This is a genomic window from Corynebacterium sp. HMSC075D04 (assembly GCF_001815635.1).
GTDB classification, from domain to species: Bacteria; Actinomycetota; Actinomycetes; order Mycobacteriales; family Mycobacteriaceae; genus Corynebacterium; species Corynebacterium coyleae.
The window spans coordinates 88,782-114,666 of sequence record NZ_KV821287.1; the positions used below are offsets into that span (position 1 = coordinate 88,782).

A 25,885-nucleotide genomic window follows, 5' to 3' on the forward strand; every position below is an offset into this window, starting at 1 on the left:
CCCGGCGGGTTTTCTCTTGCGCATTTACTTTGCGACGACCCCACGCACCACCCGGTCAAGCCACCCCAACGCATAGTCATAACCCGTCTGGCCGCCCACCTTGAACCCACCGGGGATGTCAGTGAAGCCCAACTTGTAATACGACATGTGCCGCGGCCCGAAATCGCCAGCACGCTGGGCCGACGACACCAACACTGCGTTCTGGGGATCCTCGTAAGTGGCGCGCAGGCCGGTCACATCCAGCACCTGCCCGCACAACGCCGCTACGGTACTATGCGCCCAGGCCTGGCGGCCTTCGGTGCCGGTTGGGGTGCGGGGGATCACGCCGAGGCGATGCAGCTGCCAACTGAACTGCTCCACGGCATGGATGGTGCGAAACACTTCGAGGGTGAGATCGAGCCAGGCGGTGGTGTCGTCGTCAAGCAATTGCGCCGCCTGATCGCGCAGAGGCTCAAGCGCCTGGAACAACCACGGCCAGGTCACGCCCTCCTTGGCCAACTCCGGCAGTGCGGCGAGCAGCGCGATGGCGGCTTGTTCGGCTGGGGGAGTGGTGCTGGTGCCCGCCGCGTGCTGCCCAAGGGCGGTGGCGGCGGTGGTGGCTTCGATGATGATTTGGGGGATGAGGGTGGCGTCGATAAGTGAGAGGCCCGACTGCTCAAACGCCTCGCGCACCGGCAGCCCCTGCGCGCGTAAGTCGCGGAAGCGGGCGACGCGGATGCCGGTGATGGCGTTGAAAGGGCCGGGTGTGACATCGCGCATGGCCACATCCGCAAGCGTGCGCAGCGGGCTCGTGGGCTCGGTCGCGCACGCCATGTCCGCGCCGTTGCACAGGGAGAGCACCTTGCCCTCCAAGCCGGTAAACGGCGTGGTGCGGGTGCCGGCGAGGCCCTCGAACGCGGGGTTGAGCGTCGTGCCACCGGTCTGGACTGTCTCCCCGTTGCGGCCGCGCACGCCCGCAGGTGGTTCGGCGTAGAGGCGCGAAGGTTGCTGCGGCGCCGGGTCACCCAGCGGCGCGCGGGCGGGGTCGGCGAAGAGAAGGACGGCGGCGATGTCATCCGCACCCACACCCCGCACGCGACCGGCGGCAACCTCCGCCGCTGCATCACCGACCAGGTGGGCGCCCTGGGAGTAGCCGATCAAAATGAACCGGGTGCCGGGGCAATGCCGGGCCACGGTCTCCATCTCCAAGGTGGCCACGTCCCGGCCGTAGCGCACCGACTCCCCATACGTGGCCGCCTCGGTGCCTTCCGGGACGTTGCCCGAGGTACCGAACACGCTGAAGCGGCCCAGCGAGGCCGGGTACTTCACCTGAAACGTGGACACCGTCCGGGCGCCGAAGCGGGTTTGGAGGTCGTCGGCGGGGGAGGAGGTGTCGTCGAAAAGCGACTCGCGCGCGGACGGATGCCACGAATGCGAAAACCCGGACCCCGCCGCCTGAATCACATGCACGGGGTGGCACCGCAACTGCAACGCCTGCGCCTGTGGCACCGCGAGCGGCACAAGCGCGGCGGACAGCAGGATGGCTAGGGGGCGTCTCACACCGTCAACTCGGGGTGCAGGTCCTTGAACGCCATCGTGCGACGCTTCCGCAGCGCGAAACACGTAAGGGCGATGGACAGGGCCGCCACGAACAACAGGACCGTAAGCGCAGTCCACAGACGCGGGTCATACGACGGCGCACCGAACAGGGCGTAGCGCACCAAATCCACCGAATAGCGCATCGGGTCCCACGTGTGCACCCACTGGATAAACCCAGGCTGCACCTCCGGCGGATACAGGCCGTTCGACGCCACCAACTGCAGCGACATCAACGCCATCGTGGCCAAACGGCCAGGCGCCGGGCCCAACGTGGTGTTCAACGCCATAATCGCGGAGATAAACACCCACGACACGAACACCAACACGCCGAACAGCGCCACCGGGTGCTGCGGCTCCACCTTCAGCACACCAACCTGCACCACCCACAGCGCCACAGACTGCGCAAAGCCAATGATCACGGAAGGGATCATCGTGTACAGCATCACGCGGAACGCGCTCACGCCCGAGTCGATGGCGCGGCGGCTAAACGGCTTCATGATCATGTAGGTGATCAGCACACCGAACCATTGCGACAGGGCCAGGAAGAACGGGCTCAAACCCTTACCAAAGTAAGTCACGCTGTCGCCCGTGTGCTGCGGGGTCACCGGATCCGCGGCGGCGTGGATCGCCTTGTCCAGGCGTTCGCCTTCCCACTTCGGGGCTTCCTTGGCGCCGTCCGCAAGTTTCATGGAGAGCTCGCCGGTGCCGTCAGAAAGCTTCACCAGGCCGTCGTTCAAATCGCTCAGGCCCACCACCAACTGGTTCGAGCCGGCCGCCAACTTCGAGGTCGCATCCGTCGCCGTATTCGCAGCGACAACCAACTTCGACGTACCGTCCTTCAACGTCGTAATACCCGCCAGCAACGTGCCAGAACCGTCCTGCAGGCGGGCCAGACCCTCCGCAAGAGTGCGGGCACCCGCTACGGCGCTATCCACGCCGCCGCGGTACTGCGCGGTCGGATCAGACAACTGCGTGGCCAACTCGTGCGCACCGGCCTGCAACTGCATCAACTGGCCAACCAGGTCGTTGCCCGGCACCGCCTGCAGCGGACCAGCGTTCAACTGTGCCTTCACGCCACGAGCTTGCGCGGCCAACTCGTTCGAGCCCGGGATAGGGGAGCGGTCCAGATCCGCGATCACGCGGTCCAGGTTCGCATTGACGTCAGCCAACGCCGCCTGCGCCTGGTTCAACGTGCCAGCAAAGCCGGTGAGCTTATCCACGCCACCGGCGATCTTCGTCGCACCGGCACCCAACTGCTGGGTACCCGCCTGCAACTGATCCAGGCCGTTAGAGAGCTTGGAGGCGCCGCCGGATGCGGTGGTGATGCCGTCATTAAGCTGCGCCGCACCGTCCTGCAACTTGGCCACACCGCCGTCGAGCTTGCCCACCGCACCCGGCATCTGCTGCACCTTGTCATTGAGCTGCTGGATACCGTCGTTGAGCTTCGTGCCGCCGTCGTTGAGTTTCTGCGAGCCGTCCTTGGCCTTATTCGCACCGTCGTCGAGCTTGCCCGCGCCATCCGCGGCGTCCTGCACGCCCTGCGACAACGTATTAATGCCGACGAACAGCTGGTCCACCACCTTCTCGCCAACCGAGTTCGACACCGCAACCGCGACCGCCTCACCGGCTTTATCACCCAACACCGTCGGGATGAAACCGTTCGTCTCATTCAAGGTGATGTTGATCTTCGCCGAATGTGGATCCTCTGACTTCACGCTGGTCACAGCCTCAGAGAAGTTCGTCGGAATCTCCATACCCAGGTAATACGTGCCGTTAGCAATGCCCTCCTTGGCCTCCTCGGCACTGACCAACTGGAAATCCAACGGACGCTGCTCCAACAGCTCGTCAACCACCTGGTCGCCGTTCTCACCCTCATCCGAGTTCACCAACGCAACCGGCAACTTGTACAAATTGCCTAGTGGATCCCAATACGACCACACAAACAAACCGCCGAACAGCAACGGCAGCAACATGATGGCAACAAGGGCAAGCGGTGGGAGCTTGCCGTTCAAAAACTTCCGGAAATCGGTTCCGATATGCAGGCCGCTCATAGCCCCTCCTCATTGACCGTATTCACCATCACGGGAAGGTGGACCGCGACGCCGCGGAGGTCGCTAAGAAGCAACTTGCGCAACTTCATGTCACGGACCTGATCGATGTCGTCGACAATGAGCAACTTCGCCTCCGGACGCGAAATCAACGCAAGCAACACGCGCAAGCGGAAGCGCTCCAGCGGAGTAATGTCGCCGACCTTGGCCAGCAGATCCAGCTCCTCCAACTGCAGCGGCTCCAACCACTTCTCCACGTACGGATGCGCCTTAATCGCCTCCGGGCTGCGCGGGGTGCGCTTGAAGAAACTCTGCGACCACGCAATCTGCTCCCGCACCGCATCCCGCACGCGCACCAGACGATCAATCGAGTCGATCTCCGGCACGCCCGCCAACGCAATATCGCGGAAGCGGTCGTGGTGGGTGGTCGGTTCGCCGTCAAGCAGAATCGTGCCCTCTGCAGGGCGGAAGCGACCCGCCAGCGCGAGGCTGAGCAGCGTCGAATCGGACTCGCGCGCCGTGTTGAGCAGGGTCAAACCGCGGCCGATGTCGAACGACTCCGGCTCGTCACCACTGCGCAGCACAAGGCCCTGTACCGACAGGATTGCAGACATTCGGTCCCCTAACCGTAGGGTGGACTATCACTTAACTCGTGATATGGTGCTCCCCAATTCAATCACTGTCAAACCCAGAGTGGGGAGTGCCATGCGTGCAGACGCCCGCAAAAAACGCGACCAAATCATCACGGCCACACTCCAACAGATCCAAACCCGCCCCAGCTCCGAAATCACACTCGAAGGCATCGCCGCCGACGCCGGAGTAGGCATCGCCACCCTCTACCGCCACTTCCCCTCACGCGCATCGCTTTACGACGCCTGCGCCGTCGTCTACATCGACAACCTCCAAACCCTCCTCAACGGCACCCTCGCCGACTTCGACAACGACCCCCAAGGCAGCTTTGAACGCTTCGTCTGGGCCATCGTCGACTCCGGCGTCGGCATGCTCGCCACCGCCCTTGCCGCCGAACCCTCCGCTGACGGCCCCCGCATCATCGTCGAACGCCGCGAGACCTTCATGCACAACGTGCAATTGCTTATCGACGAAGCCGTGCCCCACAACATCGTCGCCCCCGGCCAAACCGCGCTGCAGCTCGCCACCGAACTGATCGTGGCCACCCGACCGCTTGCCTCACCCCTGGCCGATCTGCTCCCCGACGTGCGCGATCGCCTCGTCCGCCACCTCATGGCCGGCTGGCGCGCGAACGTATAGGCGTTCGGGGGCGGGGCCGGGCCCGGAAGGGACGTGGCGCTAGTCCTCCAGGCGGTGGCGGCCTGCGGAATCGTCAGAATCGTCGGCTGAACGTGCTTCGCGGTCGTCCTCGGTAGTGGTGGAGTAGACCAGCGTGGAGGTCCCGCCACCGCCAGCACCGCCAGCACGACCAGCGCCGCCCTCGGCAACCGAGACGAGGTCGAGGTCGGCGGGGGAGTCGTCGCGAAGTTCAGCGATTTTTTCCTTGAGGAAGAACTCCCACGCAGCCCATGCGCTACCTGCGGCGACGGCGCTGAGCGTCGACCACTTGATCACGGAGCCGATGGTGCCGAGCACGCTGCGGCCTTCGTCCTTCTTCTCCTTGGCGTGGTCTTTAAGGAAGGCGAGTTGGGCGGCGCGCAGGGGAGCGTCGGCGTCGAAGGCGGCGCGGCGGCGGTCGAGGCGCTCGTGGGCCTGGCGGGTGATTTCGCCGGCTTCGGCGCGGGCGGCGCCGTAGAGCTCCTGGAGTTGGTCGCGGTCGAATTTGTCGGTGAGGTCGGAGAGGTCGCCGTCTTTAAGCGTGTCGATGAGGGACTGGTAAATGTCGCGCTCGCGTTTGTCGTTTTGGTCGCGGAAGTACTTCAGGCCTTGGTTTGCGAGGGCGTAGGCCATGCCGATGGTCCTGAGGTTCATGTGGGCTCCTTTGTTTAGCGGGTTCAAGTTTTGTTCGATTGGTTCGGTGTCTAGCGTAGCGAAGCCCCCGCAGAACGGCTCCGTACCAAGCGTTACGCAAAAATGAACCAAGCGGTTCAGTGTGCGGTATTTACATTCACGAAAACCAGCCGCATGACCTGCGTAAACGAGCAAAATAGACAACCTTGATTGTGGCGCGGAAACGGGCAACATAAGTTTCAAGTCACCGTTTAACCACGGTGCAACAAGTCCCGATGACAGCCAGCCGAGAGAAAGGTCCGCCATGTTCGAAGCCTCCCCTTCGACCCGGCTTTCCGCCTCGGCACCCATCGACCGCGAGGGCGCTCCGGTGATCCGCCGCCCCCGCCCGAAGCGCCAGCGCACTGCGTTGAGTTTTGAGATCATTCCGCCGCGCCCCTCCGACAGCGTGGCCAAGATGGACGAACTCATTGCGGGCCTGGCCGCCTACAACCCGGATTACGTCTCCGTGACCAGCTCGCGTCGCAGCGAGTGGCTCGAAGGCACTGCCGCGGTGATCTCCCGAATCGCGGAAACCACCGACCTGCGTCCGATCGCTCACCTTGCCTGCACGGCGGGTACGCGCGAGGAGCTCACCGAGTGGATCCGCACGCTTATCGACGCCGGCGTGCGCGGCTTCCTCGCACTCCGCGGCGACCTGCCCGAAACGGGCATGCCGGAGCACCACCTGCAGTACGCCACCGACCTGCTCAACCTCATTGAGGAGGTGCAGGAAGAGGAGGCGTTTCGCCTCGCCGCCGGCAAGCTCGCGCTGTCGGTTGCGTGCTACCCGAAGGGGCATGAGGAGTCGCGAAATTTCGACCATGACCTGGATGTGCTGCTGACTAAGCAGCGCCTGGGTGCCGATTTTGCGATTACGCAGCTTTTCTTCGAGGCGCAGGATTACCTGGACTTTGTCGAGGTGGCACGCCTGGCTGGTGTGCGTATTCCGTTGATTCCGGGGATTATGCCGATGACTTCCCTGAAGCGTGTGCGCCGGATGGGTGAGTTGTCGGGGTTGGAGGTGCCTGAGGTCGTCGAGAAGCAATTGCTCGAAGCTGACGACGAATACGAAACCGGCATGCAACTCACCGCCAAGCTTGCGCGGGAGATTTTGGACGCCGGCACCGGCGGACTCCACGTGTACACCCACAACAACCTGGCCGTCACGCGGGACTTCTTGGACCGCATCGGCATCCAATAGATAAAGGACAAACCATGACCACCTTCCCCAAGGCAACCATCGAGGGTTACCCGCGCATCGGCGCGAACCGCGAGCTGAAGCACGCGCTTGAGAGCTACTGGGCAGGGCGTATCGACGCCGACACGTTCCGCTCCACCGCCCGCGCCCTCCGCGTGAACAACTACAACCATCTGCGCGACCTCGGCCTCACCGAGGATTACGCCATCCCCGCCGACGTCGCCCTCTACGACCAGGTGCTCGAGACCGCCCTGACCGTGGGCCTCGTGCCGGGCGGCACCGACCTCGACGAGGAGTTCGCCCTCGCCCGCGGCAACGCCACCCGCGTGCCGCTGGAGATGACCAAGTGGTTCGACACCAACTACCACTACCTCGTGCCGGAGATCGAGGCAGGTCAGGAGATTAAGGCCGTGCCGGAGCGCATCCTGCGCATCGTCGAGGAAGCCGCCGAGGCCGGCCACAAGGTTCGCCCGTTCCTCGTTGGCCCGGTCACCCTCATTGCGCTGTCCAAGCCTGCCGAGTGGTCGCTGCTGCCAGCGCTTGTCGACGCCTACGCCGAGGTATTTAAGGCCCTCAAGGACGCCGGCGTGGAGTGGATCCAGATCGCCGAGCCGGCCGTGGTCGCCGACCTGTCCACCCCGGACGCCGAGATTGCCAAGTACCTGCGCTCGGCATGGTCTGATCTGCTCGGCCGCGAGGACCGCCCTTCCGTGTACCTGACCACCCCGTACGGCTCCGCCCGCGAGGCCCTGCCGGTCCTCGGCGAACTCGGCGTCGAAGCACTCCACGTCGACCTTGCCCCGTGGACCCTCGACGCCGACGCCGACTACCCGGAGCGCATCCGCACCACCATCCCGGAGACCACCCACCTCGTCGCCGGCATCATCGACGGCCGCAACGTCTGGGCCGCCAACCTGCGCGAACGCACCGAGGTCCTCGAGTCCCTCGGCCGCCCGGTGTCCATCTCCACCTCCACCTCGCTGCAGCACGTGCCGCACACCCTCAAGGCCGAGCGCAACCTGCCGGTCGAGGTCGCACCGTGGCTGTCGTTTGCTGACGAGAAGCTCGCCGAGATCCAGGCACTTGTCGCCGGCCCGGAGGCCGCAGCCGAGGCGTTCGCCCAGTCCGACCGTGCTGTGCGCACCCGTGCAGAATCGACGACGATTCACAACCAGGCGGTTGTGGACCGCGTGGCAAAGCTGCCGGAGGGCGAAGTCAAGCGCGAGCCGGCCTTCGAAGAGCGCATCAAGATCCAGCGCGAAGAACTGAAGCTGCCCACCCTGCCAATCACCACGATCGGTTCCTTCCCGCAGACCCAGGAAATCCGCAAGGCCCGCGCCGACCACCGCGAAGGCACCCTTTCCGACGCCGACTACAAGGAAGCCCTCAAGACCGAAATCAAGCAGGTCATCGAACTGCAAGAAGAGATCGGTCTCGACGTCCTCGTCCACGGCGAAGCCGAGCGCAACGACATGGTCCAGTACTTCGCCGAACTCCTCGACGGCTTCGTCGTCACGGAAAACGGCTGGGTCCAGTCCTACGGCTCCCGCTGCACCCGTCCGCCAATCGTCGTCGGCGACGTCTCCCGCCCCAACGCCCTGTCCGTCGACTGGTCCGCGTACGCCCAGTCCCTGTCCGACAAGCCGGTCAAGGGCATGCTCACCGGCCCGGTGACCATCCTGGCCTGGTCCTTCAAGCGCGACGACGTGCCGCTTTCGGTCTCCGCTGACCAGATCGGCGTCGCCCTTGCCGACGAAGTCGCCGACCTCGAAGAAGCCGGCATCAACGTCATCCAAATCGACGAGCCGGCCCTGCGCGAACTGCTGCCACTTCGTGCCGACGACCGCGCCTCCTACCTCGACTGGGCCGTCCGCGCCTTCCGCCTCGTGTCCTTGAACGCGAAGCCGTCGACCCAGATCCACACCCACCTCTGCTACTCGGAGTTCGGCCAGATCATCGACGCCGTCGCCGGCCTCGACGCCGACGTCACCTCCATCGAGGCAGCCCGCTCCAAGATGGAACTGCTGGAAGACATCGACGAGACCTTCCACTCCGAAATCGGCCCCGGCGTGTGGGACATCCACTCCCCGCGCGTGCCGTCCACCGAGGAAATCGCGGGCCTGCTGCGTGCCGCGCTCAAGAATGTGCCGACCGAGCGCCTCTGGGTCAACCCGGACTGCGGTCTGAAGACCCGCGGCTACGCCGAGGTCGACCCGTCCCTGCGTAACCTGGTCGCCGCCCGCGACGAGGTCGTCGCCGGCCTGTAGGTTCTGGGGTTCTGGCCCCTCCTCCTCCCGCGCGCCAGCCCCGCGCCCCCGCTGTGGAGTTTCCAGCGAACTAGTTGTAGCGAACCGCCCAAAATGTGCGATTCGCTGGGTGTAGTTCGCTGGTTTCTTCGTTTCAGGGGTGCGGCGCGGCGCGCTTTACGGGAATCGGGATTGGCGTTGCCTTGGACGTTGCTGGGTCGCGGCGACTTGCGGCTCACCGCGCTTGTCTGCCCGTGCTTTCGCCTCCCGTATCCGGCGGACGCATTCCTCCGGATTCCGGAGTATCTCCCGTGTGAAAAATCGGATGACCTCGTATCCCTGCTCACGAATCCAAGTTTCGCGCTTGAGTTGAGAGAGGACGGCATCGTGAGGCTTGTTCTCGAACTTATCGAGGCCATCGATCTCAATAACGAGGTTTCCCCAGATCAGGTCGACTCGGAAATCTGGTCCGATCCACAGTTGCATCTCCACCTCAATACCGTTTTCGTGGAGGATCACACGCAGGAGGGTCTCGTACGGTGACTCTGACCAAGGAGACGCAAGTTCGAGTGCCCGCCGTGCGTTCGCAATCCCTCGTTTTCCCTTGAGACGGGCAATTTTCGCTTGGATGGTCTCCCATCGTCTCCGCTTTTCTTGGAGGGTGCCGAAGCTTAGAAGCCAGTCCATCGCGACCGCGCCCTGACGCACGCCGTGAAACCGCGCGATGTCGATCGCGGTGCGCTCTGGGCTTGTCACCTGTATTTTTCGGTCCGCACCGATGCAGTCGGTCCGGTGGATGCAGTAGACGTCCGATTCAGGGATCCGCATGTGACGGTAACGCAGACCGTCGGGCCAGTCTTTCGTGGATGGTGGCGTACCGTGCGTTTGTGCGAGCTCGATGACTTCCTTGCCGTCCGGGATGGTCCACATGTTCAGTAGGCGGGCGGCCGAGCGACTCACCAACACCGAGCGATGGGCCGATGAACCTGCTGCGTAGCAGCGTAAGTACTCGCGCTCGTACGGCCGCAGCGCGTTCCACGCTTCGAGGCGCACGTATCGACGCGATGCAACTTTTACGCATGCTTCCGCCTCGGCGACCGCCTGGCCGACGAGCAATTGCGTCAACTTTTCCCCAACCATATGACCCCCCGGTTTATGATGCTGGATTAAAAGTATCCGCTGGGGAGCCGATGCACAAGAGCAACGTGCTAGCCGAGGCCTCCGATCGAGTTTCCAGCGAACCAGTCCCAGCGAATCGGCAATTTTCGACGATTCGCTGGGACTGGTTCGCTGGGTTTGCGATCAAAGTCCTGGACCGCCCAGGACAGCCCAGGACAGCCCAGGACAGCCCAGGACACCAAGACAGCCCGGCACGCCCAACCGCCGACCCGGCGAACGCCCTCGGACGATTCCGCGTAGTCTGGTCGGCATGACTCAGAAGACACAAACGATGACGTTGCACACGAACCACGGCGATATCGTGATTGACCTGTTTGGCAACCACGCGCCGAAGACGGTTGAGGTAATCACTGGCCTGGCGACGGGCGAGCAGGAGTACGCCACGAAGAACGCCCAGGGTACGACCGAGGGCCCGTTCTACGACGGTGCGATTTTCCACCGCATCATCCCGGGTTTCATGATCCAGGGCGGCGACCCGACCGGCACCGGCACGGGCGGCCCGGGTTTCCAGTTCGCGGATGAGTTCCATCCGGAGCTGCAGTTTGATCGTCCGTATCTGCTGGCTATGGCGAATGCGGGCCCAGGTACGAACGGTTCCCAGTTCTTCATCACCGTGGACGCTACCCCGTGGTTGAACAACCGCCACACCATTTTCGGCGAGGTCACGGATGAGGCGTCGAAGAAGGTTGTCGACGAGATCGCGAACGTTCAGACCGGTCGCATGGACCGTCCGGTTGAGGATGTTGTGATCAACTCGGTCGAGGTCAAGTAACACGCCTCGATCAGCCCTCGCCAGTTGGCGGGGGCTTTTTCGTGCCCAAAGTACGCTGAAGGCCATGTTCCCCAATGCCATGAAGAACACGTTGAAGAATGCGCCGGCCACCTCTGTCATTGCTGCGTTGTGCACGTTGGTGTTTGTGGTGACGGCGGTGCAGTCGAGAAGTGTGATGGACGTGATTTGGGATTCGCCGGTGGGGGAGCAGATGATTCTGTTTGGCCCGTTGGTGTACGACTGGGGCTATTTGCGCACGTTGAGCGCGGGTTTTCTGCACCTGGACATTACGCATCTTGCGTTGAACATGTTCATGTTGGTGTTCATTGGCGCGGAGGTGGAGCGCTTTGTGGGGTCGGGTCCGTTTGCGGTGGCGTATGTGGCCGGGGTGCTGTGGTCGTCGATTAGCGTGCTTGCGTTTAATTTCACAACGCCGACGGCGGGTGCGTCGGGGGCGTTGTACATGCTGATGGCGGTGCTCATCGCAGTTGCTTATCGACGATCAACCGACCTGCGCGCCCCACTCACCCTGGTGGCGGTGAACGTGGTGTATTCGCTGATGTCGCCGACGGTGTCGTTGTGGGGGCATCTCGGGGGTCTGGTCGCGGGTGCGGTGATGGGGTGGTGGCTGACCTCGCCGAATGTGCGCACGCGGTGGGTGGCGGCGTGGTCGGCGTTGGTGGCTGCGGTGCCGGTGGTGTGGCTGCTCACGGTGCCGTCGACGATCCCTGTGTACTAACCGGAGTTATCCACAAGCGTTATCCACAATGTGGAGAACTACACGCGTGTGTTTTCTCGAACGACACGTCGAACAGCGAAAACGACACGCCGAAATTACCTGGTGTTTTCGAATAATCCCCAGCACATCCACGGTGCCTGTGGAGTTGTGCACAGAGTTATCCACAGGTGTGGATAGTTGTGTTCGAATAGCTGGAGAGCAGTGTCGCTGCTGTTGGCTAGGATCAGAGCCAAAAGAAAGAAGGTGATTCTCATGAAGCTGAAAGTGCGCCGCTTTACCAATGCAGAGCTGCGAGCACGCCAACGCGGTTTGCGCGCGAAGTTAACTGAATCGTTGGGGATGGCGTTGCCATCTGATGACGTGCTGAAGGAGCTTGCCTGGTCAGGCGGGTTCACCTACGAGCAGCGAGACATCTACGACGAGTTGCGCAGGGTGGAGTCACTTCTCGGGGAGCGTTAAGCGTGGAGAAAGAGGCTGTAGAGTTCCTGCAGCAGGCACTCGACTTGGCGCTTGATGTATTGCCAGTCGCGTCCATTCGCGACGTTCGGTACAACGCCGAATCCAATACGGATGAAGATCGCGTTGTCGGTAGTTTTCAACTGCCACTTGTTTACGGATCTGGACAGTCTGACCAGGGGGTTTCGAAATCTGATTACAGTGCGATCTATCAGGTTTTTATCGAATATGAGCTCGCGATCGGTTCAGGCGAACAGTATTTGGCCGTCGATCGAAGCAAGTTCGAGATCCGCGTCCGCACTTCACCTGGTATCAGATTCGAGTATGAACGCGGATATACCTCTGCCCCCACGGCGCACATTCACTCTTCGGGGATCTCCGGGTTGTTAAGTGTTGCCCTTATGGCGAACTTCGAGGGGACAAAGGCGAAGGACAAACGCAGAGGTGATCTGCAAGCCCTGCATTTTCCCGTAGGGGGGAGACGTTTCCGTCCTTCCTTGGAGGACTTCCTGTATTTCGTTATCCGCGAATGTGGCTTCCGAGGAAAACCTGGGTGGGAGAGCAAATTGCTGCAGTCGCGAGAGGGGTGGCTGGACAAGCAGCTCCGCGCTGCGGTTCGGGATCATCCTGCGGAGGCAGCGGAGGCGCTTCGAGACCTCGGCTACAACGTGGAGCCGCCTTCTGGTGGCGACGTGGAGAAGCGTAGAAAACGTACTTGGTAGCCACCGTCGACGCTGCATACGAATGTTTCGCCAACCCGTTCGTACGGAAGTACCTACGCTGGGCGGGGTACACGACAACAACAGCGAACTGAGGAGTGAGCATGGCTGAGAAGAGTAAGGCGGAGGAGATCGTCGCTAAGGGCGAGCGTCCTGCGGGCAAGGGTCGTACCACTGAGTTGAGTGGTCAGCCGGTTGCGTCGGAGAATATTTCGGTGACGCAGGGTCGTCAGGGGGCGAATGTGCTTAACGACGTCCACCTGATCGAGAAGTTAGCCCACTTCAACAGGGAGAACGTCCCGGAGCGGATTCCGCACGCGAAGGGTCATGGCGCGTTTGGCGAGCTGCACATCACGGAGGATGTGTCGCAGTATACGAAGGCGAAGCTGTTCCAGCCCGGCACCGTCACGCCGATGGCGGCGCGTTTTTCCACGGTCGCGGGTGAGGCTGGCTCGCCGGATACCTGGCGTGACGTGCATGGTTTCGCGCTGCGTTTTTACACCGAGGACGGCAACTACGACATCGTGGGCAACAACACCCCGACGTTCTTCCTGCGCGACGGCATGAAGTTCCCGGATTTTATTCACTCGCAGAAGCGTCAGCCGAACTCGGGCTTGCGTGACGACGAGATACAGTGGGACTTCTGGACCCGCACCCCGGAGTCCGCACACCAGGTGACCTACCTCCTGGGCGACCGCGGCACCCCGAAGACGTCGCGCCACCAGGATGGTTTCGGCTCCCACACCTTCCAGTGGATCAACGAGGAAGGCACGCCAGTGTGGGTGAAGTACCACTTCAAGACTCGTCAGGGTTGGGAGTGCTTCACCGACGAGGAGGCCACGGAGAAGGCCGGTACCGATCCGGATTTCCAGCGTGCGGACCTGTTCAACGCGATTGCAGAGGGCGACTACCCGATCTGGGACGTCAAGGTGCAGATCATGCCGTTCGAGGAGGCGAAGGATTACCGCTTTAACCCCTTCGACCTGACCAAGACGTGGTCGCAGAAGGATTACCCGCTGATCCCGGTCGGTTACTTTGTGCTGAACCGCAACCCGAAGAACTTCCACGCGCAGATCGAGCAGCTTGCGCTTGATCCGGCCAACCTGGTGCCGGGTGTGGGTCTGTCGCCGGACCGCATGCTGCAGGCGCGCGTGTTCGCTTACTCGGACCAGCAGCGTTACCGCATCGGTACGAACTACAAGGACCTGCCGGTCAACCGCCCGATCAACGAGGTGAACACCTACGCTGAGCGTGGTTCCATGGCGTACTTCTTCAACGAGGAGAACGAGCCGAACTACTCGCCGAACCGCACGGACAAGGGTGCCGGCTACCTGGACAACGGCGAGGATTCCTCCTCCAACTTCACCGATTACGGCCAGGCGGAGAACCTCTACGTCAACCCGGATCCGGAGGGTACTGACCTTGTGCGTGCCGCATACGTCAAGCATGCGGAGGACGACGACTTCGGCCAGGCCGGCACGCTCTACCGCGACGTGTTCGACGACGGTGAGAAGGAGCGCTTCGTCCACAACATCACCAACAAGATGATGGCTATTAAGAACAAGGACGTCGAGGAGCGCGTCTACGAGTACTGGGGCAAGGTCGACGCTGACCTTGAGACCAGGGTTCGTGAGTCGCTGGCGAAGAAGCGCGCGGCACAGAACAACTAGCGCAAGATAAAGCCCGTTGAGTCAACAGACTCAACGGGCGTTTTCAGCTTCGCGGTTTTAGAAGGTACCGCGGACCTGGCGACCGAAGTCAGAGGTGGTTGCGTCGAGGGAGGACACCTTCTGGTCGTTGTACAGGGAGGTGTCGCCTGCGAGGCGGCCGGTCTGGGTGACGGTCAGGGTGTTGTGGAGACGGCCTTCCTTGGTGTTGCCGTCGCCGAAGGAGAAGCCGGCGAGCAGCATGTCGTCGCCAGCGTTGACCGGGTTGGACAGGGTGACCTCGAAGACGCGGACGTTGCGGTCGAAGTCGTAGCCAAGGTCACGGACGTGGGAGCCGTTGTAGCGGGTGGTGGTGATCAGACGGTCGACGCCCTCCGGGCCGGCGAAGGTGCCGACCTCAACGCGGAAGGTCACGGCCGGGAACTCGCCCCAGTAGCGCTTGTCGCCGACGTTCTTCACACGCAGTGCGACGGAGCCTGCGAAGCCGGAAGCCTTCCAGGTGGACGTGGTGAAGTGCGGCTGCAGGTCGAGCTCGCGCACAGCGCCCTCTTCCGTATCGACGACCTCTTCAACCTCACCGGTGTTGGTCTCTTCGACCTCGTCGATGATGTTGGTGCCCTCGTCGGTGATGTCGTTGTTGGTGACGTCTGCTGCCTTGTCGTCCTCAACCTTGTCAACGTCATCGAGGTTCGCGCCGGTCTCGATCTTCTTGACGTCCTCGTTGTACGCCGGGTTCGGGTTGTCCACCGGGGTGGTCACCTGTGCGCCCTTGTTCGGTGCCCAGGAGCCGGCCGGGGTGGCGTAGTTCTTGACACGCACCTCGTTCTTGACCGGCATATTGGCGATCCAGGCGGTTGGGGTGGCCCAGGTGCCGTTCGGGCGGCAGCGCTGCTGGGTACCGGTCATGGTGACGGTGCGGAAGCCGTAGGTGGCCTCGCCGGTGTTGCCTGCCGGCACCTCGTACGGGCCGATCTGCTGACCGACGGACCAGCTCAGGGAGCCGGAGACGTCCCAGCCGAGGGACTTGGCCAGGGAGTAGCCGATGTTGCCCTGCAGGCCGTCCTTGGAGCCAGAGCCACCGAGCGTGATCGTCTCGGTCTTAGAACCGTTGACGGACGCGGAGATGGACTGGGTACGGGACAGATCCTGGGACAGCGGGATGGCCTTGTCGGACAGGTTGGTGGTGGAGATGGTGCCCACCGGCAGGAAGCTGTCCTTCACCTTGTACACGACGGTGCGGTAGTCCTCGGTGGAGTTGCAGACCGGACGTGGGTTGAGGACGTTGGCCTTCAGGTGGTCAGAACCACGGTAGGTGTGGATGATCGGCAGAGCATCGTTGGTTGCCGGAGTCTCCGGATAGGACTCTTCAAGGGTTTGAGCGGTTGCGGTGACTGCGGAGCCGGCGATGGCGACGGCTGCGAGTGCTGCAACGGCGGAACGGATTGCGCGCACGGGCGGTCCTTTCTCGGTGACTTTTCCTTTGAAAACGTTGAGGTGAGATTTAACTCTCACTGATAAAGTGATAATCGAGTGCACAGGTTTGTGCAGAAAACTGTTGTAGAATTCACCGAATCCGGGGGTAAACGAAACAAACGGGGCGCCGCGGAAACACTCCGCGACGCCCCGTTTGAACAGGGAAAACCGGTTTAGCGCCAACCCATGGTCATCAGCAGACCGATGATCATGCCGGTAAAGCCGATGGCGTAGTTCCACGGGCCGAGTTCGGCGAGGAACTGAATTTGGTCACCGGCGAGGTAGTACAGGATCAGCCACGCCAGACCGAGGATCATGAGGCCGAACATGATGACCTTGTACCACACTGGGGTGCCACCGGTGTTGACCTTGACAGGGGTACGGGACACGCCGGTGGAGGTGCTGCTGACCGGGCGGACCGGGTCCTTGGTTACTTTCGCTTTAGGCATCGTTGTCTCCGTTGCTTTCTGGGGTTACAGGCCGAGCCTGCGTTCCATGTTGCGTACCGCGTTTGCCGCGTTTACAGCGTTCTGGGGTGAAACTGTATCAGCCTCACCTGCAGCTGCGTTATTTTGCGGCAGCAAGGCGCCGGCGTCGAACTTCCACAGGTTGTAGTTGATGGCCTGGTCTTTGCGGATCAGGTCGCCGGCGGGGATTTCTTGGTGGCCGATCTGCCCGGCGTCGACAAGCGCGCCGGTGGGCACGGTGGGCCCGGCGACCATGCGGCCGCTCCAGCCGGCGTCGCGCAGCACGCGCTCAGCGTCCGACGGCTCGAGGTGCGTGATCTTCGGCATCTTCATCAGCATGCCGTTGGAAATGCGCAGCTCAATGGTGGTGCCGGTGGGCACGTCGGTGTTTTCACCGGCGACGGCGAGCACTTCACCCTCGGGACGCTCGGAGTCCACCTTGGTCACAGTGGCGCGCAGTTGCAGCGACGACAGGGTCGCGGTGGCTTGCTCCACGTTCAGCCCCACCAGAGACGGCACCTGGACCATGTCGGGGCCGGAGGAGACGGTGATCGCGATGCGCGAGCCCTTGGCAATCTGGGTACCGCCAGCGGGTTGCTGGCCCAGGATGATGCCTTCTTCGATGTTGTCGCTGGATTCGCGGCGCACGTTCGGGTTGAGCTCGAGGCCCGCCTTCTCCAGCTCCTCGATCGCTTCGTCCGTGGTCAGGTTGGTCACGTCCGGCACGTCCGTCATCTCCTTGCCGGAGGAGACGGTCAGTTTCACCACCGTGCCCTGCTTCAGTTCGGAGCCTGCTGCCGGATTGGTTGCGATGACGTCGCCGCGTTTGATGTCCGGGCTCGGCTCGTCCATGACGGAGACCTGGAAGCCGAGGCGCTCGAGCTCCTGGACGGCTTCGTTGCGCGGCTTGCCGGTCAGATCGGGGATCTGCACCATCTTTTCCTGCGTGATGGCAGGCTTGTTGCCTTCGGAGAAGTAGTCGTAGGCAAACCACGACACTGCGCCGACGAGCACCAGGCTCAGCAGCGCCGCGATCCACTTCAGCGTGTTCGAGGAGGTCTTCTCGTTGGCGGCGCGGTGGTCGGCGTAGCGGGTGTGCTGTGCGGCCTCTGGAGCCATTGCTTCTCTGCGACGCGGAGCCGGCCCACTGACCGCATCCCCAACCACAACCGTGTTGTCCACAGCATGCGCACCCGCGTCGTGCTCGGCGGCGGACAGGTGATTACGCGCAGCGGTGGTGACGTTGCCGTGCTCAAGGAGCTGCAAGTCTTCGCCCATTTCGGTGGCGGTCTGGTAGCGGTCCGCCGGGTGTTTTGCCATCGCGGTGAGGATGACGGAATCCACGTTGACGGCCTCGTTGTCCGTCAGCGGGTTCGGGATCCGCTCGGACGGCGGCACCGGGTCTTCCTGCACGTGCTGGTAGGCGACGGCGAAGGGAGATTCGCCCTCAAAGGGCGGCACACCGGTGACGGTTTCGTACATGACACAGCCGAGCGCGTAGATGTCGCTGCGTGCGTCGGCAGGTTTGCCACGGGCCTGCTCGGGGGAGAGGTACTGCGCGGTGCCGATCACCGCGGAGGTTTGCGTCATGGCGGAGGTGGAATCGTCCAACGCGCGGGCGATGCCGAAGTCCATCACCTTCACCGAGCCGGTGTTGGTGACCATGATGTTGGCGGGTTTGATGTCGCGGTGGATGATGCCAGCGTCGTGGCTGGCCTGCAGCGCGCGGGTGACCGGCAGCAGCAGCTTCGCCGCACGCTCGGGCGTAAGCGGACCTTCGTTGCGCACGATGTCGCGCAGGTTCATGCCGTTGACGCGCTCCATGACGATGTAGGGCACGTCCACACCGGAGGTTTCCACCGACCCGGTGTCGTAGACCGCCACGATGTTCTCGTGGTTCAGCCGCGCCGAGTTTTGGGCTTCGCGGCGGAAGCGCTCGCGGAAGCTCTCGTCGCGCGCCATGTCGATCTTCAGCATCTTCACGGCGACGTCACGCCCAAGCGCGACGTCAGTGGCGGCATATACGTCTGACATGCCGCCGGTGCCGATGATGTTGCCGAGTTCATATCGGTCCGCGATCAGCATTTACCTGCCACCTCCGAACAAGTTTTCAAGGTCTGGCAATTCTATCCCAGGCGCCGGCGCATTCGTCTCCTGCGTCGGGGCTGGTGCCACGCTGGTTGCCGGTGCCGACGTGGGGGCTTGCTCTGCCGAGGTCGGCGCGGTTGTTTCGGGTGCCTCGTCGTCCGGTGCAGGTTCGTGTTGCTCAGGTGGCTCGACGAAGCTCACGGTGCCGGGCGCGTGCGTCTCGGTGACCGTGGTGCGCTCGTGGTGCGTGGTGGTAGCCACGGTATCCGTCTCGGGCTCCTCTTCCTCCACTGCGGTTTGGGTGGCCACGGTCGGAGTCGTGGTCGGGGTGGAGCCGCCGGTGAAACGGTCGAACACGCCTGCGGTGTACGCCCAAGCTGCGATCACACCGACAAGCGCGAGCCCGAGCAGCGTAGCGACGACCGGACCAGCCGCCGATTTCTTCTGCGGCGCCGGCGCAGCCGGGGTGGGTTGTGGTGCCGGGTCGGCGGGTCGTCGAGAAGCAACTGCGCGAGCTGCGGACGGCGGGTACGCGCCGGCGGGACGGGCAGTGCGTTCGCTGGCAACGTTGGCCAACATCTGAGTCGACGCGGTGGCGGACGGCTCCATGGCCACCACCTGCGTGTTCCCACCAGGTTGGGCAGGCCTCAGGCCCTGGCGGACCTGGGCGATGGCGAGCTGGAACTCGTTGCCGTCGCGGAAGCGCTGACCGGGGGTCTTGCGCAGGGCGATCTCGATGAGTTCGCGCGCCGGGGCAGACACCGAAATCGGCAGCGCAGGCGGCTCGGCGGAGACGTGGGCGAGTGCGACCGACACCGAAGAATCGCCGGTGAACGGGCGCTTGCCGGAGAGCATCTCGTAGCCCACCACACCCAGCGAATACACGTCGGAGGCAGAGGTCACCTTCATGCCCTGGGCCTGCTCCGGGGAGACGTATTGGGCGGTGCCCACCACCATGCCGGTACGCGTCAGCGGCACTGCGGCCGCCGCCTTGGCAATGCCGAAGTCCGTGATCTTGATCTGCCCGTTCTGGGTGATCATCAGGTTGCCCGGCTTAATGTCGCGGTGCACCAGACCCATGCGGTGAATCACCGCCAAACCGTGCGCGGCCTGCTCGAGGACGTCAAGCGCGACCGCCTCATCCAACTGGCCCTCGCGGGCGATGAGGTCCGCCAGCGACTCGCCGCGGATGTACTCCATGATGATGAAGCAGACGGTGAACCCGCCCTCGGTCTCCACCTCGCGGTAGTCGTAGGTGGCCACCACGTTGTCGGAGTTGATGCCCTGGGCGGACTGGGCCTCGTTGCGGAAGCGGGTGAGGAATTCCTCGTTGGAGGAAAACTCCGGGCGCAGCACCTTGATGGCCACCTCGCGCTCGTTGGCCAGGTCGTCTGCCAGCCACACGGTGGACATGCCGCCGTGGCCGATGATCCACTGCAGCTGGTAGCCGTCGCCGACGAGCTGTTGCAGGTCCTCGCGGTTTTCGGTGTTCATCTACTGTGCTCCTTCCACGGGTGCGGGGGCGGCGGGTGCTGCGCGCAGCACGGCGCGTCCGATCGGCCCGGCGACTTGGCCGCCGTAGGCTGCCTCGCCCATGTTGCCACCGTTTTTCACCACCACGGCAACGGCGACGTCCTTGGCCGGGTCGAAGGCGACGTACCACACGTGCGGGGCGGCGCCTTCGGCGTGCTCGGCCGTGCCGGTCTTGGAGGCGAATCCGTTGCCGTCGTAGCCGAAGGTCCACCGCTCGGACGCGAACATCAAGTCCGTGATCGTCGCGGCTTCCTCTTCCGTTACGGCCTCGTTGAGTTCCACCGGCTCGGTTTCGTGCAGGACCTTGCCGTCGGCGTTGCGCACTTGCCGCACCACGTGCGGTTCCATGCGCTTGCCCTTATTTGCGATGGTCGCAGACATCATCGCCGCCTGCAGCGCGGTCATGGTCACGTCGCGCTGACCGATGGTGGACTGCGCCAGCTCGGCGCCGCCGGGCAGATCGCCCAGCGAGCCGGCGGCATTCGGCAGGCCCAGGTTGTAGCGCTCGCCCACGCCGAAGCGGGCGGCGGCGTCGCGCAGCGCATCCGGGCCCATGGCGAGGCCCATCTGCACGAACGCGGTGTTGCAGGACAGGGCGAACGCGGTGCGCAGCGGCACCTGCCCGCCGCCGGCGCAGGGCTGGCCGCCGTCGTTGGTCAGCGGGATGTTGTCCGTGCCCGGCAGGATGATTTGCGTGTCGCCGGTCAGCGGCGACTCTGGCGTGTAACCGTTGCGCAGGCCAGCGGCAGTCGTGATGATCTTGAAGATCGATCCCGGAGGCAGCTGCTCCTGCGTTGCGTGGTTGAGCAGCGGGCGGCCCGGGTCGTTGTTCACGCGCGCCCACGTGTCGCCGGCAGTAGCAGGGTTGGCGATCTCGTTGGGGTCGTAGCTCGGCGTCGAAGCCATAGCGAGCACCTCGCCCGTCGACGGCCGCAGCGCCACCACAGCACCATTGTAACCAGGCTGCGCAAGCTGGTCGAATGCGAGCGCCTGCAGGTTCGGGTCGATGGTTAACTCGACATCGTCGCCCTTCTTCGAATCCTCGAGCCCGGTGCGCAGGAAGCGTGACGACGACCCACCCTCACCCGTGAGCTCCCCATTGAGCCCCGCCTCAAGCTGGGCGGTGCCGTACTGGTCGGACACGTAGCCGACCACCGGGGCGAAGGACCACGGCATGTTCGGGTAGGTGCGCTGGAAGTAGCCGGTCTGTTCGTTCTTGAACGACTCTGCAAGCGTCAGATCTCCGGCCTTGATGTTGCCGCGGTTGATCTGCTTGAGCTCCATCACCGTGCGGGAATTGCGCGGGTCCTGGGCATATTCGTCTTCACGCATGGTTTGGATGATGGTGAAGTTCACAAGCAGCGCGGTAATCAGCAGCAGGGAGACGACGGCGCCGTAACGGATCGACTTGTTCATCGGGCACCCACCACCTGGCGTCGCTGTGTGCTTTCGTCGTACTCCGCCGGGCGGTTCGCGCTGCTAGAGATGCGCAGCAGCAGGCCGAGCAGGATGTAGTTCGCCATCACCGACGAACCACCGGCAGACATAAACGGCGTGGTCAGGCCTGTCATCGGCATCATGGAAGACACGCCACCGGCGACGACGAAGATCTGGATCGCAGTCGTCAGCGCAAGGCCCGCAGCCAGCAGTTTGCCGTAGGAGTCGCGCACCTGCATCGCCGTGCGGAATCCGCGGGTGATGAAGATGGCGAACAGACACAGCACGGCAGCGATACCGACCAGGCCGAGCTCTTCGCCGATCGCGGCGAGGATGTAATCGGAGTGCGCCACCGGCACGAGTTCTGGGTGGCCGTAGCCCAAACCGGTGCCGGTCATACCGCCCCAGCTCAGGCCGATCAGGGCGTTGGCGGGCTGGTTGCCAATGCCTTCAAAGTCTGCGAACGGGTCGATGAAGTTGGCCACGCGCTCCTGAATCTTCCCGCTCACCTGGTACACCGCGTAGCCACCGACGGCCACGAGGGCCAGGCCGATGGCCAGCCAGGAGATGCGGTCGGTGGCGAAGTACACCATGCCCAGCACGGTGGCGAACAGGAGCAGCGCCGGACCGAAGTCGTTGGATGCCGCCATGATCAAAATGGCAATCGCCCACACCATCAGAATCGGCGCGAGGTCGCGCACACGCGGGAACGTCAACCCCAGGAACCTGCGACCCGCCACCGTAAACAGGGCGCGTTTCTGCGCCAACAGTTGAGCGAAGAAGATCAGCAGCAGGATCTTGGAAAACTCACCCGGCTGGATAGAAAACGGACCAAGCCACAGCCAGATGCGGGCATCCGCGTGGCCTTCCGGCTGCGGCCACACCAGTGGCAGCGCCAGGAAAATTAGGCCAACCAGGCCTAGCAGGTACGAGTACCGCGACAGCGCTTGGTGCTCGCGCACGACGAGCAGGGTGAGCACCATCAGCCCCACGCCGACAAGCGACCACATCATCTGCCGCTCTGCCAAAGGCCCGTATCCAGGGCGTTCGGCGAGGTCAAGCCGGTAAATCACCACTAGTCCGATCGCATTGAGCAGCGCCACCATCGGCAGCAATACCTGATCCGCGTGTGGCGCAAGAAACGCCAGCGACAGGTGCGCGATCGCGTACACGCCGATGAACCCGCCCACGAGGTACAGCATTTCGGTGGACAGGGTGTGCCCCTGGCTGGTCTCCAGCCCGAACAGCATGAGCAGCAGCAGGCCGGTGGCGAACAGGAGCAGCAGCAGTTCGCGGCTACGTGCAGTCAGCCTGCTCATTGAACCTCCCGGCACTTGTTGTCCTCGGGCTTTTGCTTATCCACACAACCCGGCAAGGCATCATCCGCCAAGTCCTTCAACCGGCCAAGCACTTCGTCGTACGTGCCGGTGAAGCCCTCGTCGACAATTGCTTCGCGCTCTTCCTGCGGCAGGTCATCGACGCTAAACAGGTGGCAGTCCTCCGGCGTCGAGTTCGCCGAAATCACACGCAGATCGCCGTCCTTGCCCAGGCAGGCGTGCTGGATGCGCTCGACCTTCTCTGCGGCGAATGGGTTGCTGCGCGAGGTGTGCTCCACGACGAACTGCCTGTCGTCGTTTACTGTCAGCGCGTACTCGTCCACAATGCGGGACTTCGACCACACCGCACCGCCAACAACCAGCGCCAACAGCAGCACAAGCGTGGCGACGACCCACGGCCACACCGAGCTCGGCTGCTTAGCCTTCGCGGTTGCTGAGTGGGACTCCTCGTCGGAGTCGGCGGAATCCGACTCCTGCGTCTTCGCCCGGTTGTGGTCCGGGGTGATCGTCTCCGACTTGCGCAGCAGCGCCGCGGCCCGGCTCGCGGAGGAATCTGGGTGTGTCTGTTCCACAGCCGGCACCAACGCGCCGGCCTTCACTGCGGCGGGTGTTTCGGGGACGTCCGCGTCGTCGTCAACCTCGACGACCTCGGCCACCACTACGGTGACGTTGTCCGGACCACCGGAACGCAACGCCAACTCAATCAGGCGCTGCGCTGCCATCTCAGGCGTGCCGTCGCCGAGCGCGATCTCGATCGTCTCGCGCGTGACCGGATCCGACAACCCGTCGGAGCACAACAACACGCGGTCGCCCGGCTTGACCTCTACGAGCTCCAGGTGGGGCTCGACCTCGCGGCCCGTGTACGCCTTGAGAATCAGGGATTTCTGCGGGTGGCTGGACACGTCCTCGGCGGCGAGCTTGCCTTCGTCGACAAGCGACTGCACAAACGTGTCATCCACCGTGAGCTGCGTAAGTTTTCCGTCGCGCAGCAAATAGCCTCGCGAATCACCCACGTGAATCAGACCGAACTGCTGGCCATTGAACATCAACGCCGTCAGCGTCGTACCCATGCCAGCCTGCTCCGGGTGAGTCCCCACAGACTCCGCGATGGACGCATTCGCGTCCTCTGCCGCCGCACCCAACAACGCCAACATGTCGGCATCTTTCGGGTCGCGGTCGAGGTGCTCCATGTGCTCCACCATCAACTGGGAAGCAACCTCACCAGCAGCGTGGCCGCCCATGCCATCCGCAAGCACCAACAAGTGCGGACCCGCATACGCCGAATCCTCGTTATTAGTCCTGACCAAGCCGCGATCGGACGCGGCGACGAAATCTAGCGCGAGCTTCACGGCATTAGCCTCACAATCGTGCGTCCCATCTTCATATCCATACCCACGGTCACCCGCTCAGGCTGATCAATTCGCACCCCATTGACAAAGGTGCCGTTGCGCGAATCCAAGTCCTCCACAAACCAGTCACTGCCACGCCGGAACAGGCGCGCATGGCGTGACGACGCATAATCGTCACCCAGCTGGAAGTCATTGTCACCAGCCCTACCAACAGTGAACTCCTCCAAGCTGGCAATCTCCATGTGAGAGCCTTGCAACGGACCCGCAACAACCGCAAGAGTCCGCGCCTTTTCCCTCGGCGCAGGCGAAGAAGCCACCGCTTGGCGACGAACCGCCCCACCCGCCGAGACAACATCCTTACGCTGCGTCCACATCACCAGCAGGATGAAGACCCACAACAGCGCCAACAAACCAAAACGCGCGCTGAGGATAATTGTGGAATCCATCTCAAACCTTCCGGTGCTTTACGGCTGGAAATATTCAGTACTCGGGTGCGACACCGAATCCGTGAAGTCCGGCTCATTCGCATTCATCGGCACCTCATCCTGGCCGCCAACAATACGAACCTCGATGTTGGAATGGCCCAGCGTAATCACGTCGCCATCCGCCAGCATCCAGTTATCCACCGGCTCATCATTGACCGTCGTGCCGTTCGTGGACTGCAAATCCACCAACACCGCAACCTGGCCATCCCAGGTGATCTCCGCGTGCTGACGCGACACACCCGTATCCGGCAGACGGAAATCAGAATCATTCGAACGGCCCAAAATGTTGGACCCCTCGTGCACCAAGTACGTACGCGAAGAGCCATCCTGCAGCAGCAGGCTCACCGTGGCATTCTGCCCATTCGACTCGCCACCGTTTGCAGGATTGGCGGCATTCGGTTCGGACATTGCATCCTCCTTACTCTCCGAGCTCAAGGCACGAGCACGCTTCTTCGGCTCCGCCACAATGGCGTCGAATCCACTCACCACATCCGGCATCGTGTCGATATACGACGACACACGGAGCTGACCCGTCCTCAAACCCGACTCCTCAGCGATACGCACAACAACCGGCCCATCCAAGAACCACTGCTTATTACGCACGTACCGCATGAGCTGATCGGCGAGGTCCGCAGGAAGATCACGATTCCTAGACAAGTTTTCCAAGTCCTTCGAAGACACACCCACTGCGTACACATTCGGAGCGACATACTCGTCCCGATCCGTGACCACCAGCGAATCCTGTGCCTCCTGCTTGACCAGCACCTCAATCTCCTCCGGCACAACCTTGCCGCCAAACAGCGCAGCCATAGAGTTATCCAAGCCACGCTGCAGAGAACTATCGAGCTTTGCCAGCTTGTCCATTACCGCCACTTCCCACGCACCTCCTTTCTTCACATGCGAATTTAAGTAACTCGGACAGTATAGGTGCCCACCCCGACACGACCTATCCGAAAACGCGGCGCGCGTGTCTAAAACCTGGTGTGGACTGGCGGTTTGTACTTTTCACGCGGGTCGTTCTATATTTATCAAGTCGCCCGCCCGGGTGGCGGAATTGGCAGACGCGCTGGCTTCAGGTGCCAGTGTTCGCAAGAACGTGGGGGTTCAAGTCCCCCCCCGGGCACAATGTGTTGTCTCGAGACATCGTTCCTA

The 25,885-nt window shown here is 63.0% G+C and carries 22 protein-coding genes and 1 tRNA gene; 9 read left to right on the forward strand and 14 right to left on the reverse strand.

All coding sequences use genetic code 11. From position 1 onward, the window contains the following. Positions 1-24: 24 nt before the first annotated feature. The 3 genes from HMPREF3048_RS00610 to HMPREF3048_RS00620 are packed head-to-tail and all read right to left on the reverse strand — an operon-like array spanning position 25 to position 4,240. On the reverse strand, positions 25-1,539 hold the full coding sequence (locus HMPREF3048_RS00610; RefSeq protein ID WP_070770939.1) for a cutinase family protein: 1,515 nt from the start codon (positions 1,537-1,539) through the stop codon (positions 25-27). Further along, positions 1,536-3,629, reverse strand: coding sequence for a YhgE/Pip domain-containing protein (locus tag HMPREF3048_RS00615; protein ID WP_070770940.1), 2,094 nt, complete (start codon positions 3,627-3,629; stop codon positions 1,536-1,538). Before HMPREF3048_RS00615 ends, HMPREF3048_RS00610 begins: the two co-directional genes overlap by 4 nt. Next, positions 3,626-4,240 (reverse strand): ATP-binding cassette domain-containing protein, encoded by a 615-nt coding sequence (locus tag HMPREF3048_RS00620; protein WP_070421939.1) that lies wholly within the window; start codon positions 4,238-4,240, stop codon positions 3,626-3,628. Before HMPREF3048_RS00620 ends, HMPREF3048_RS00615 begins: the two co-directional genes overlap by 4 nt. A 91-nt stretch (positions 4,241-4,331) precedes the next feature. Between HMPREF3048_RS00620 and HMPREF3048_RS00625 the strand changes: the two genes are divergently transcribed. Next, positions 4,332-4,895 carry a TetR/AcrR family transcriptional regulator gene (locus HMPREF3048_RS00625; RefSeq protein ID WP_070449881.1) on the forward strand — a complete coding sequence of 188 codons (564 nt, stop codon included), beginning with the start codon at positions 4,332-4,334 and terminating at the stop codon, positions 4,893-4,895. 39 nt (positions 4,896-4,934) lie between these two features. Here HMPREF3048_RS00625 and HMPREF3048_RS00630 read toward each other — a convergent pair whose 3' ends face one another. Further along, the gene (locus HMPREF3048_RS00630) at positions 4,935-5,567 is read right to left on the reverse strand and encodes a hypothetical protein (protein WP_070770941.1); all 633 of its coding nucleotides are present in this window, start codon (positions 5,565-5,567) and stop codon (positions 4,935-4,937) included. Positions 5,568-5,850: 283 nt separating this feature from the next. On the opposite strand from HMPREF3048_RS00630, the gene HMPREF3048_RS00635 reads away from it, so the two are divergent. Both HMPREF3048_RS00635 and metE read left to right on the forward strand, forming a co-directional pair. Next, positions 5,851-6,789: a methylenetetrahydrofolate reductase gene (locus tag HMPREF3048_RS00635; RefSeq protein WP_070568182.1), complete on the forward strand. Its 939-nt coding sequence runs from the start codon at positions 5,851-5,853 to the stop codon at positions 6,787-6,789. Positions 6,790-6,803: 14 nt separating this feature from the next. After that, entirely contained in the window at positions 6,804-9,053 is a 2,250-nt protein-coding gene (gene metE / locus HMPREF3048_RS00640; protein WP_070770942.1) for a 5-methyltetrahydropteroyltriglutamate--homocysteine S-methyltransferase, read from the forward strand. Positions 9,054-9,209: 156 nt separating this feature from the next. On the opposite strand, the gene HMPREF3048_RS00645 is transcribed toward metE, so the two are convergent. Further along, positions 9,210-10,172 (reverse strand): endonuclease domain-containing protein, encoded by a 963-nt coding sequence (locus HMPREF3048_RS00645; protein ID WP_070568176.1) that lies wholly within the window; start codon positions 10,170-10,172, stop codon positions 9,210-9,212. 289 nt (positions 10,173-10,461) lie between these two features. Between HMPREF3048_RS00645 and HMPREF3048_RS00650 the strand changes: the two genes are divergently transcribed. From HMPREF3048_RS00650 to HMPREF3048_RS00670, 5 genes are all read left to right on the forward strand, one after another. Continuing rightward, positions 10,462-10,983, forward strand: a complete 522-nt coding sequence (locus HMPREF3048_RS00650; RefSeq protein ID WP_070421945.1) for a peptidylprolyl isomerase — start codon at positions 10,462-10,464, stop codon at positions 10,981-10,983. Positions 10,984-11,047: 64 nt separating this feature from the next. Further along, on the forward strand, positions 11,048-11,722 hold the full coding sequence (locus tag HMPREF3048_RS00655) for a rhomboid family intramembrane serine protease (RefSeq protein WP_141758811.1): 675 nt from the start codon (positions 11,048-11,050) through the stop codon (positions 11,720-11,722). A gap of 252 nt (positions 11,723-11,974) precedes the next feature. Next, positions 11,975-12,181 carry a hypothetical protein gene (locus HMPREF3048_RS00660; RefSeq protein ID WP_070421946.1) on the forward strand — a complete coding sequence of 69 codons (207 nt, stop codon included), beginning with the start codon at positions 11,975-11,977 and terminating at the stop codon, positions 12,179-12,181. Positions 12,182-12,183: 2 nt separating this feature from the next. Continuing rightward, positions 12,184-12,900, forward strand: a complete 717-nt coding sequence (locus tag HMPREF3048_RS00665; RefSeq protein WP_070770943.1) for a hypothetical protein — start codon at positions 12,184-12,186, stop codon at positions 12,898-12,900. A gap of 101 nt (positions 12,901-13,001) precedes the next feature. Beyond that, positions 13,002-14,567 (forward strand): catalase, encoded by a 1,566-nt coding sequence (locus HMPREF3048_RS00670; RefSeq protein WP_070770944.1) that lies wholly within the window; start codon positions 13,002-13,004, stop codon positions 14,565-14,567. A 57-nt stretch (positions 14,568-14,624) separates the two neighbouring features. On the opposite strand, the gene HMPREF3048_RS00675 is transcribed toward HMPREF3048_RS00670, so the two are convergent. The 9 genes from HMPREF3048_RS00675 to HMPREF3048_RS00715 form a co-directional block, all read right to left on the reverse strand. Further along, the gene (locus HMPREF3048_RS00675) at positions 14,625-16,016 is read right to left on the reverse strand and encodes a hypothetical protein (protein ID WP_070770945.1); all 1,392 of its coding nucleotides are present in this window, start codon (positions 16,014-16,016) and stop codon (positions 14,625-14,627) included. A gap of 194 nt (positions 16,017-16,210) precedes the next feature. Then, on the reverse strand, positions 16,211-16,486 hold the full coding sequence (gene crgA / locus HMPREF3048_RS00680; RefSeq protein WP_070483365.1) for a cell division protein CrgA: 276 nt from the start codon (positions 16,484-16,486) through the stop codon (positions 16,211-16,213). Positions 16,487-16,510: 24 nt separating this feature from the next. Further along, entirely contained in the window at positions 16,511-18,589 is a 2,079-nt protein-coding gene (gene pknB / locus HMPREF3048_RS00685) for a Stk1 family PASTA domain-containing Ser/Thr kinase (protein WP_070770946.1), read from the reverse strand. Further along, complete coding sequence (locus HMPREF3048_RS00690; RefSeq protein ID WP_070770947.1) at positions 18,590-20,086, reverse strand: serine/threonine-protein kinase; 1,497 nt, start codon at positions 20,084-20,086, stop codon at positions 18,590-18,592. Continuing rightward, a complete protein-coding gene (locus tag HMPREF3048_RS00695; protein ID WP_070421953.1) occupies positions 20,087-21,541 on the reverse strand; it encodes a penicillin-binding transpeptidase domain-containing protein in 1,455 nt (484 codons plus the stop codon). It lies immediately after the preceding gene. Beyond that, a complete protein-coding gene (locus tag HMPREF3048_RS00700) occupies positions 21,538-22,881 on the reverse strand; it encodes an FtsW/RodA/SpoVE family cell cycle protein (protein ID WP_070770948.1) in 1,344 nt (447 codons plus the stop codon). The genes HMPREF3048_RS00695 and HMPREF3048_RS00700 overlap by 4 nt, the downstream gene beginning before the upstream one ends. Beyond that, a complete protein-coding gene (locus HMPREF3048_RS00705) occupies positions 22,878-24,248 on the reverse strand; it encodes a PP2C family protein-serine/threonine phosphatase (RefSeq protein ID WP_070449918.1) in 1,371 nt (456 codons plus the stop codon). The genes HMPREF3048_RS00700 and HMPREF3048_RS00705 overlap by 4 nt, the downstream gene beginning before the upstream one ends. Beyond that, positions 24,245-24,694, reverse strand: a complete 450-nt coding sequence (locus tag HMPREF3048_RS00710) for an FHA domain-containing protein FhaB/FipA (RefSeq protein ID WP_070421956.1) — start codon at positions 24,692-24,694, stop codon at positions 24,245-24,247. The genes HMPREF3048_RS00705 and HMPREF3048_RS00710 overlap by 4 nt, the downstream gene beginning before the upstream one ends. An 18-nt stretch (positions 24,695-24,712) precedes the next feature. Further along, the gene (locus HMPREF3048_RS00715) at positions 24,713-25,606 is read right to left on the reverse strand and encodes a DUF3662 and FHA domain-containing protein (protein ID WP_070421957.1); all 894 of its coding nucleotides are present in this window, start codon (positions 25,604-25,606) and stop codon (positions 24,713-24,715) included. 166 nt (positions 25,607-25,772) lie between these two features. On the opposite strand from HMPREF3048_RS00715, the gene HMPREF3048_RS00720 reads away from it, so the two are divergent. Next, positions 25,773-25,856 (forward strand) — tRNA-Leu (locus HMPREF3048_RS00720). The last annotated feature ends 29 nt before the right edge of the window (positions 25,857-25,885 follow it).

Excerpts from the sequence above, each read along its gene's own strand:
- crgA (WP_070483365.1), bottom strand. The coding sequence starts at position 16,486 with ATGCCTAAAGCGAAAGTAACCAAGGACCCGGTCCGCCCGGTCAGCAGC.
- HMPREF3048_RS00700 (WP_070770948.1), bottom strand. The coding sequence starts at position 22,881 with ATGAGCAGGCTGACTGCACGTAGCCGCGAACTGCTGCTGCTCCTGTTC.
- HMPREF3048_RS00650 (WP_070421945.1), top strand. The coding sequence starts at position 10,462 with ATGACTCAGAAGACACAAACGATGACGTTGCACACGAACCACGGCGAT.
- HMPREF3048_RS00695 (WP_070421953.1), bottom strand. The coding sequence starts at position 21,541 with ATGAACAAGTCGATCCGTTACGGCGCCGTCGTCTCCCTGCTGCTGATT.
- HMPREF3048_RS00710 (WP_070421956.1), bottom strand. The coding sequence starts at position 24,694 with ATGGATTCCACAATTATCCTCAGCGCGCGTTTTGGTTTGTTGGCGCTG.
- HMPREF3048_RS00655 (WP_141758811.1), top strand. The coding sequence starts at position 11,048 with ATGTTCCCCAATGCCATGAAGAACACGTTGAAGAATGCGCCGGCCACC.
- pknB (WP_070770946.1), bottom strand. The coding sequence starts at position 18,589 with ATGCTGATCGCGGACCGATATGAACTCGGCAACATCATCGGCACCGGC.
- HMPREF3048_RS00630 (WP_070770941.1), bottom strand. The coding sequence starts at position 5,567 with ATGAACCTCAGGACCATCGGCATGGCCTACGCCCTCGCAAACCAAGGC.
- metE (WP_070770942.1), top strand. The coding sequence starts at position 6,804 with ATGACCACCTTCCCCAAGGCAACCATCGAGGGTTACCCGCGCATCGGC.
- HMPREF3048_RS00645 (WP_070568176.1), bottom strand. The coding sequence starts at position 10,172 with ATGGTTGGGGAAAAGTTGACGCAATTGCTCGTCGGCCAGGCGGTCGCC.
- HMPREF3048_RS00625 (WP_070449881.1), top strand. The coding sequence starts at position 4,332 with ATGCGTGCAGACGCCCGCAAAAAACGCGACCAAATCATCACGGCCACA.
- HMPREF3048_RS00620 (WP_070421939.1), bottom strand. The coding sequence starts at position 4,240 with ATGTCTGCAATCCTGTCGGTACAGGGCCTTGTGCTGCGCAGTGGTGAC.
- HMPREF3048_RS00615 (WP_070770940.1), bottom strand. The coding sequence starts at position 3,629 with ATGAGCGGCCTGCATATCGGAACCGATTTCCGGAAGTTTTTGAACGGC.
- HMPREF3048_RS00635 (WP_070568182.1), top strand. The coding sequence starts at position 5,851 with ATGTTCGAAGCCTCCCCTTCGACCCGGCTTTCCGCCTCGGCACCCATC.
- HMPREF3048_RS00690 (WP_070770947.1), bottom strand. The coding sequence starts at position 20,086 with ATGAACACCGAAAACCGCGAGGACCTGCAACAGCTCGTCGGCGACGGC.
- HMPREF3048_RS00660 (WP_070421946.1), top strand. The coding sequence starts at position 11,975 with ATGAAGCTGAAAGTGCGCCGCTTTACCAATGCAGAGCTGCGAGCACGC.
- HMPREF3048_RS00670 (WP_070770944.1), top strand. The coding sequence starts at position 13,002 with ATGGCTGAGAAGAGTAAGGCGGAGGAGATCGTCGCTAAGGGCGAGCGT.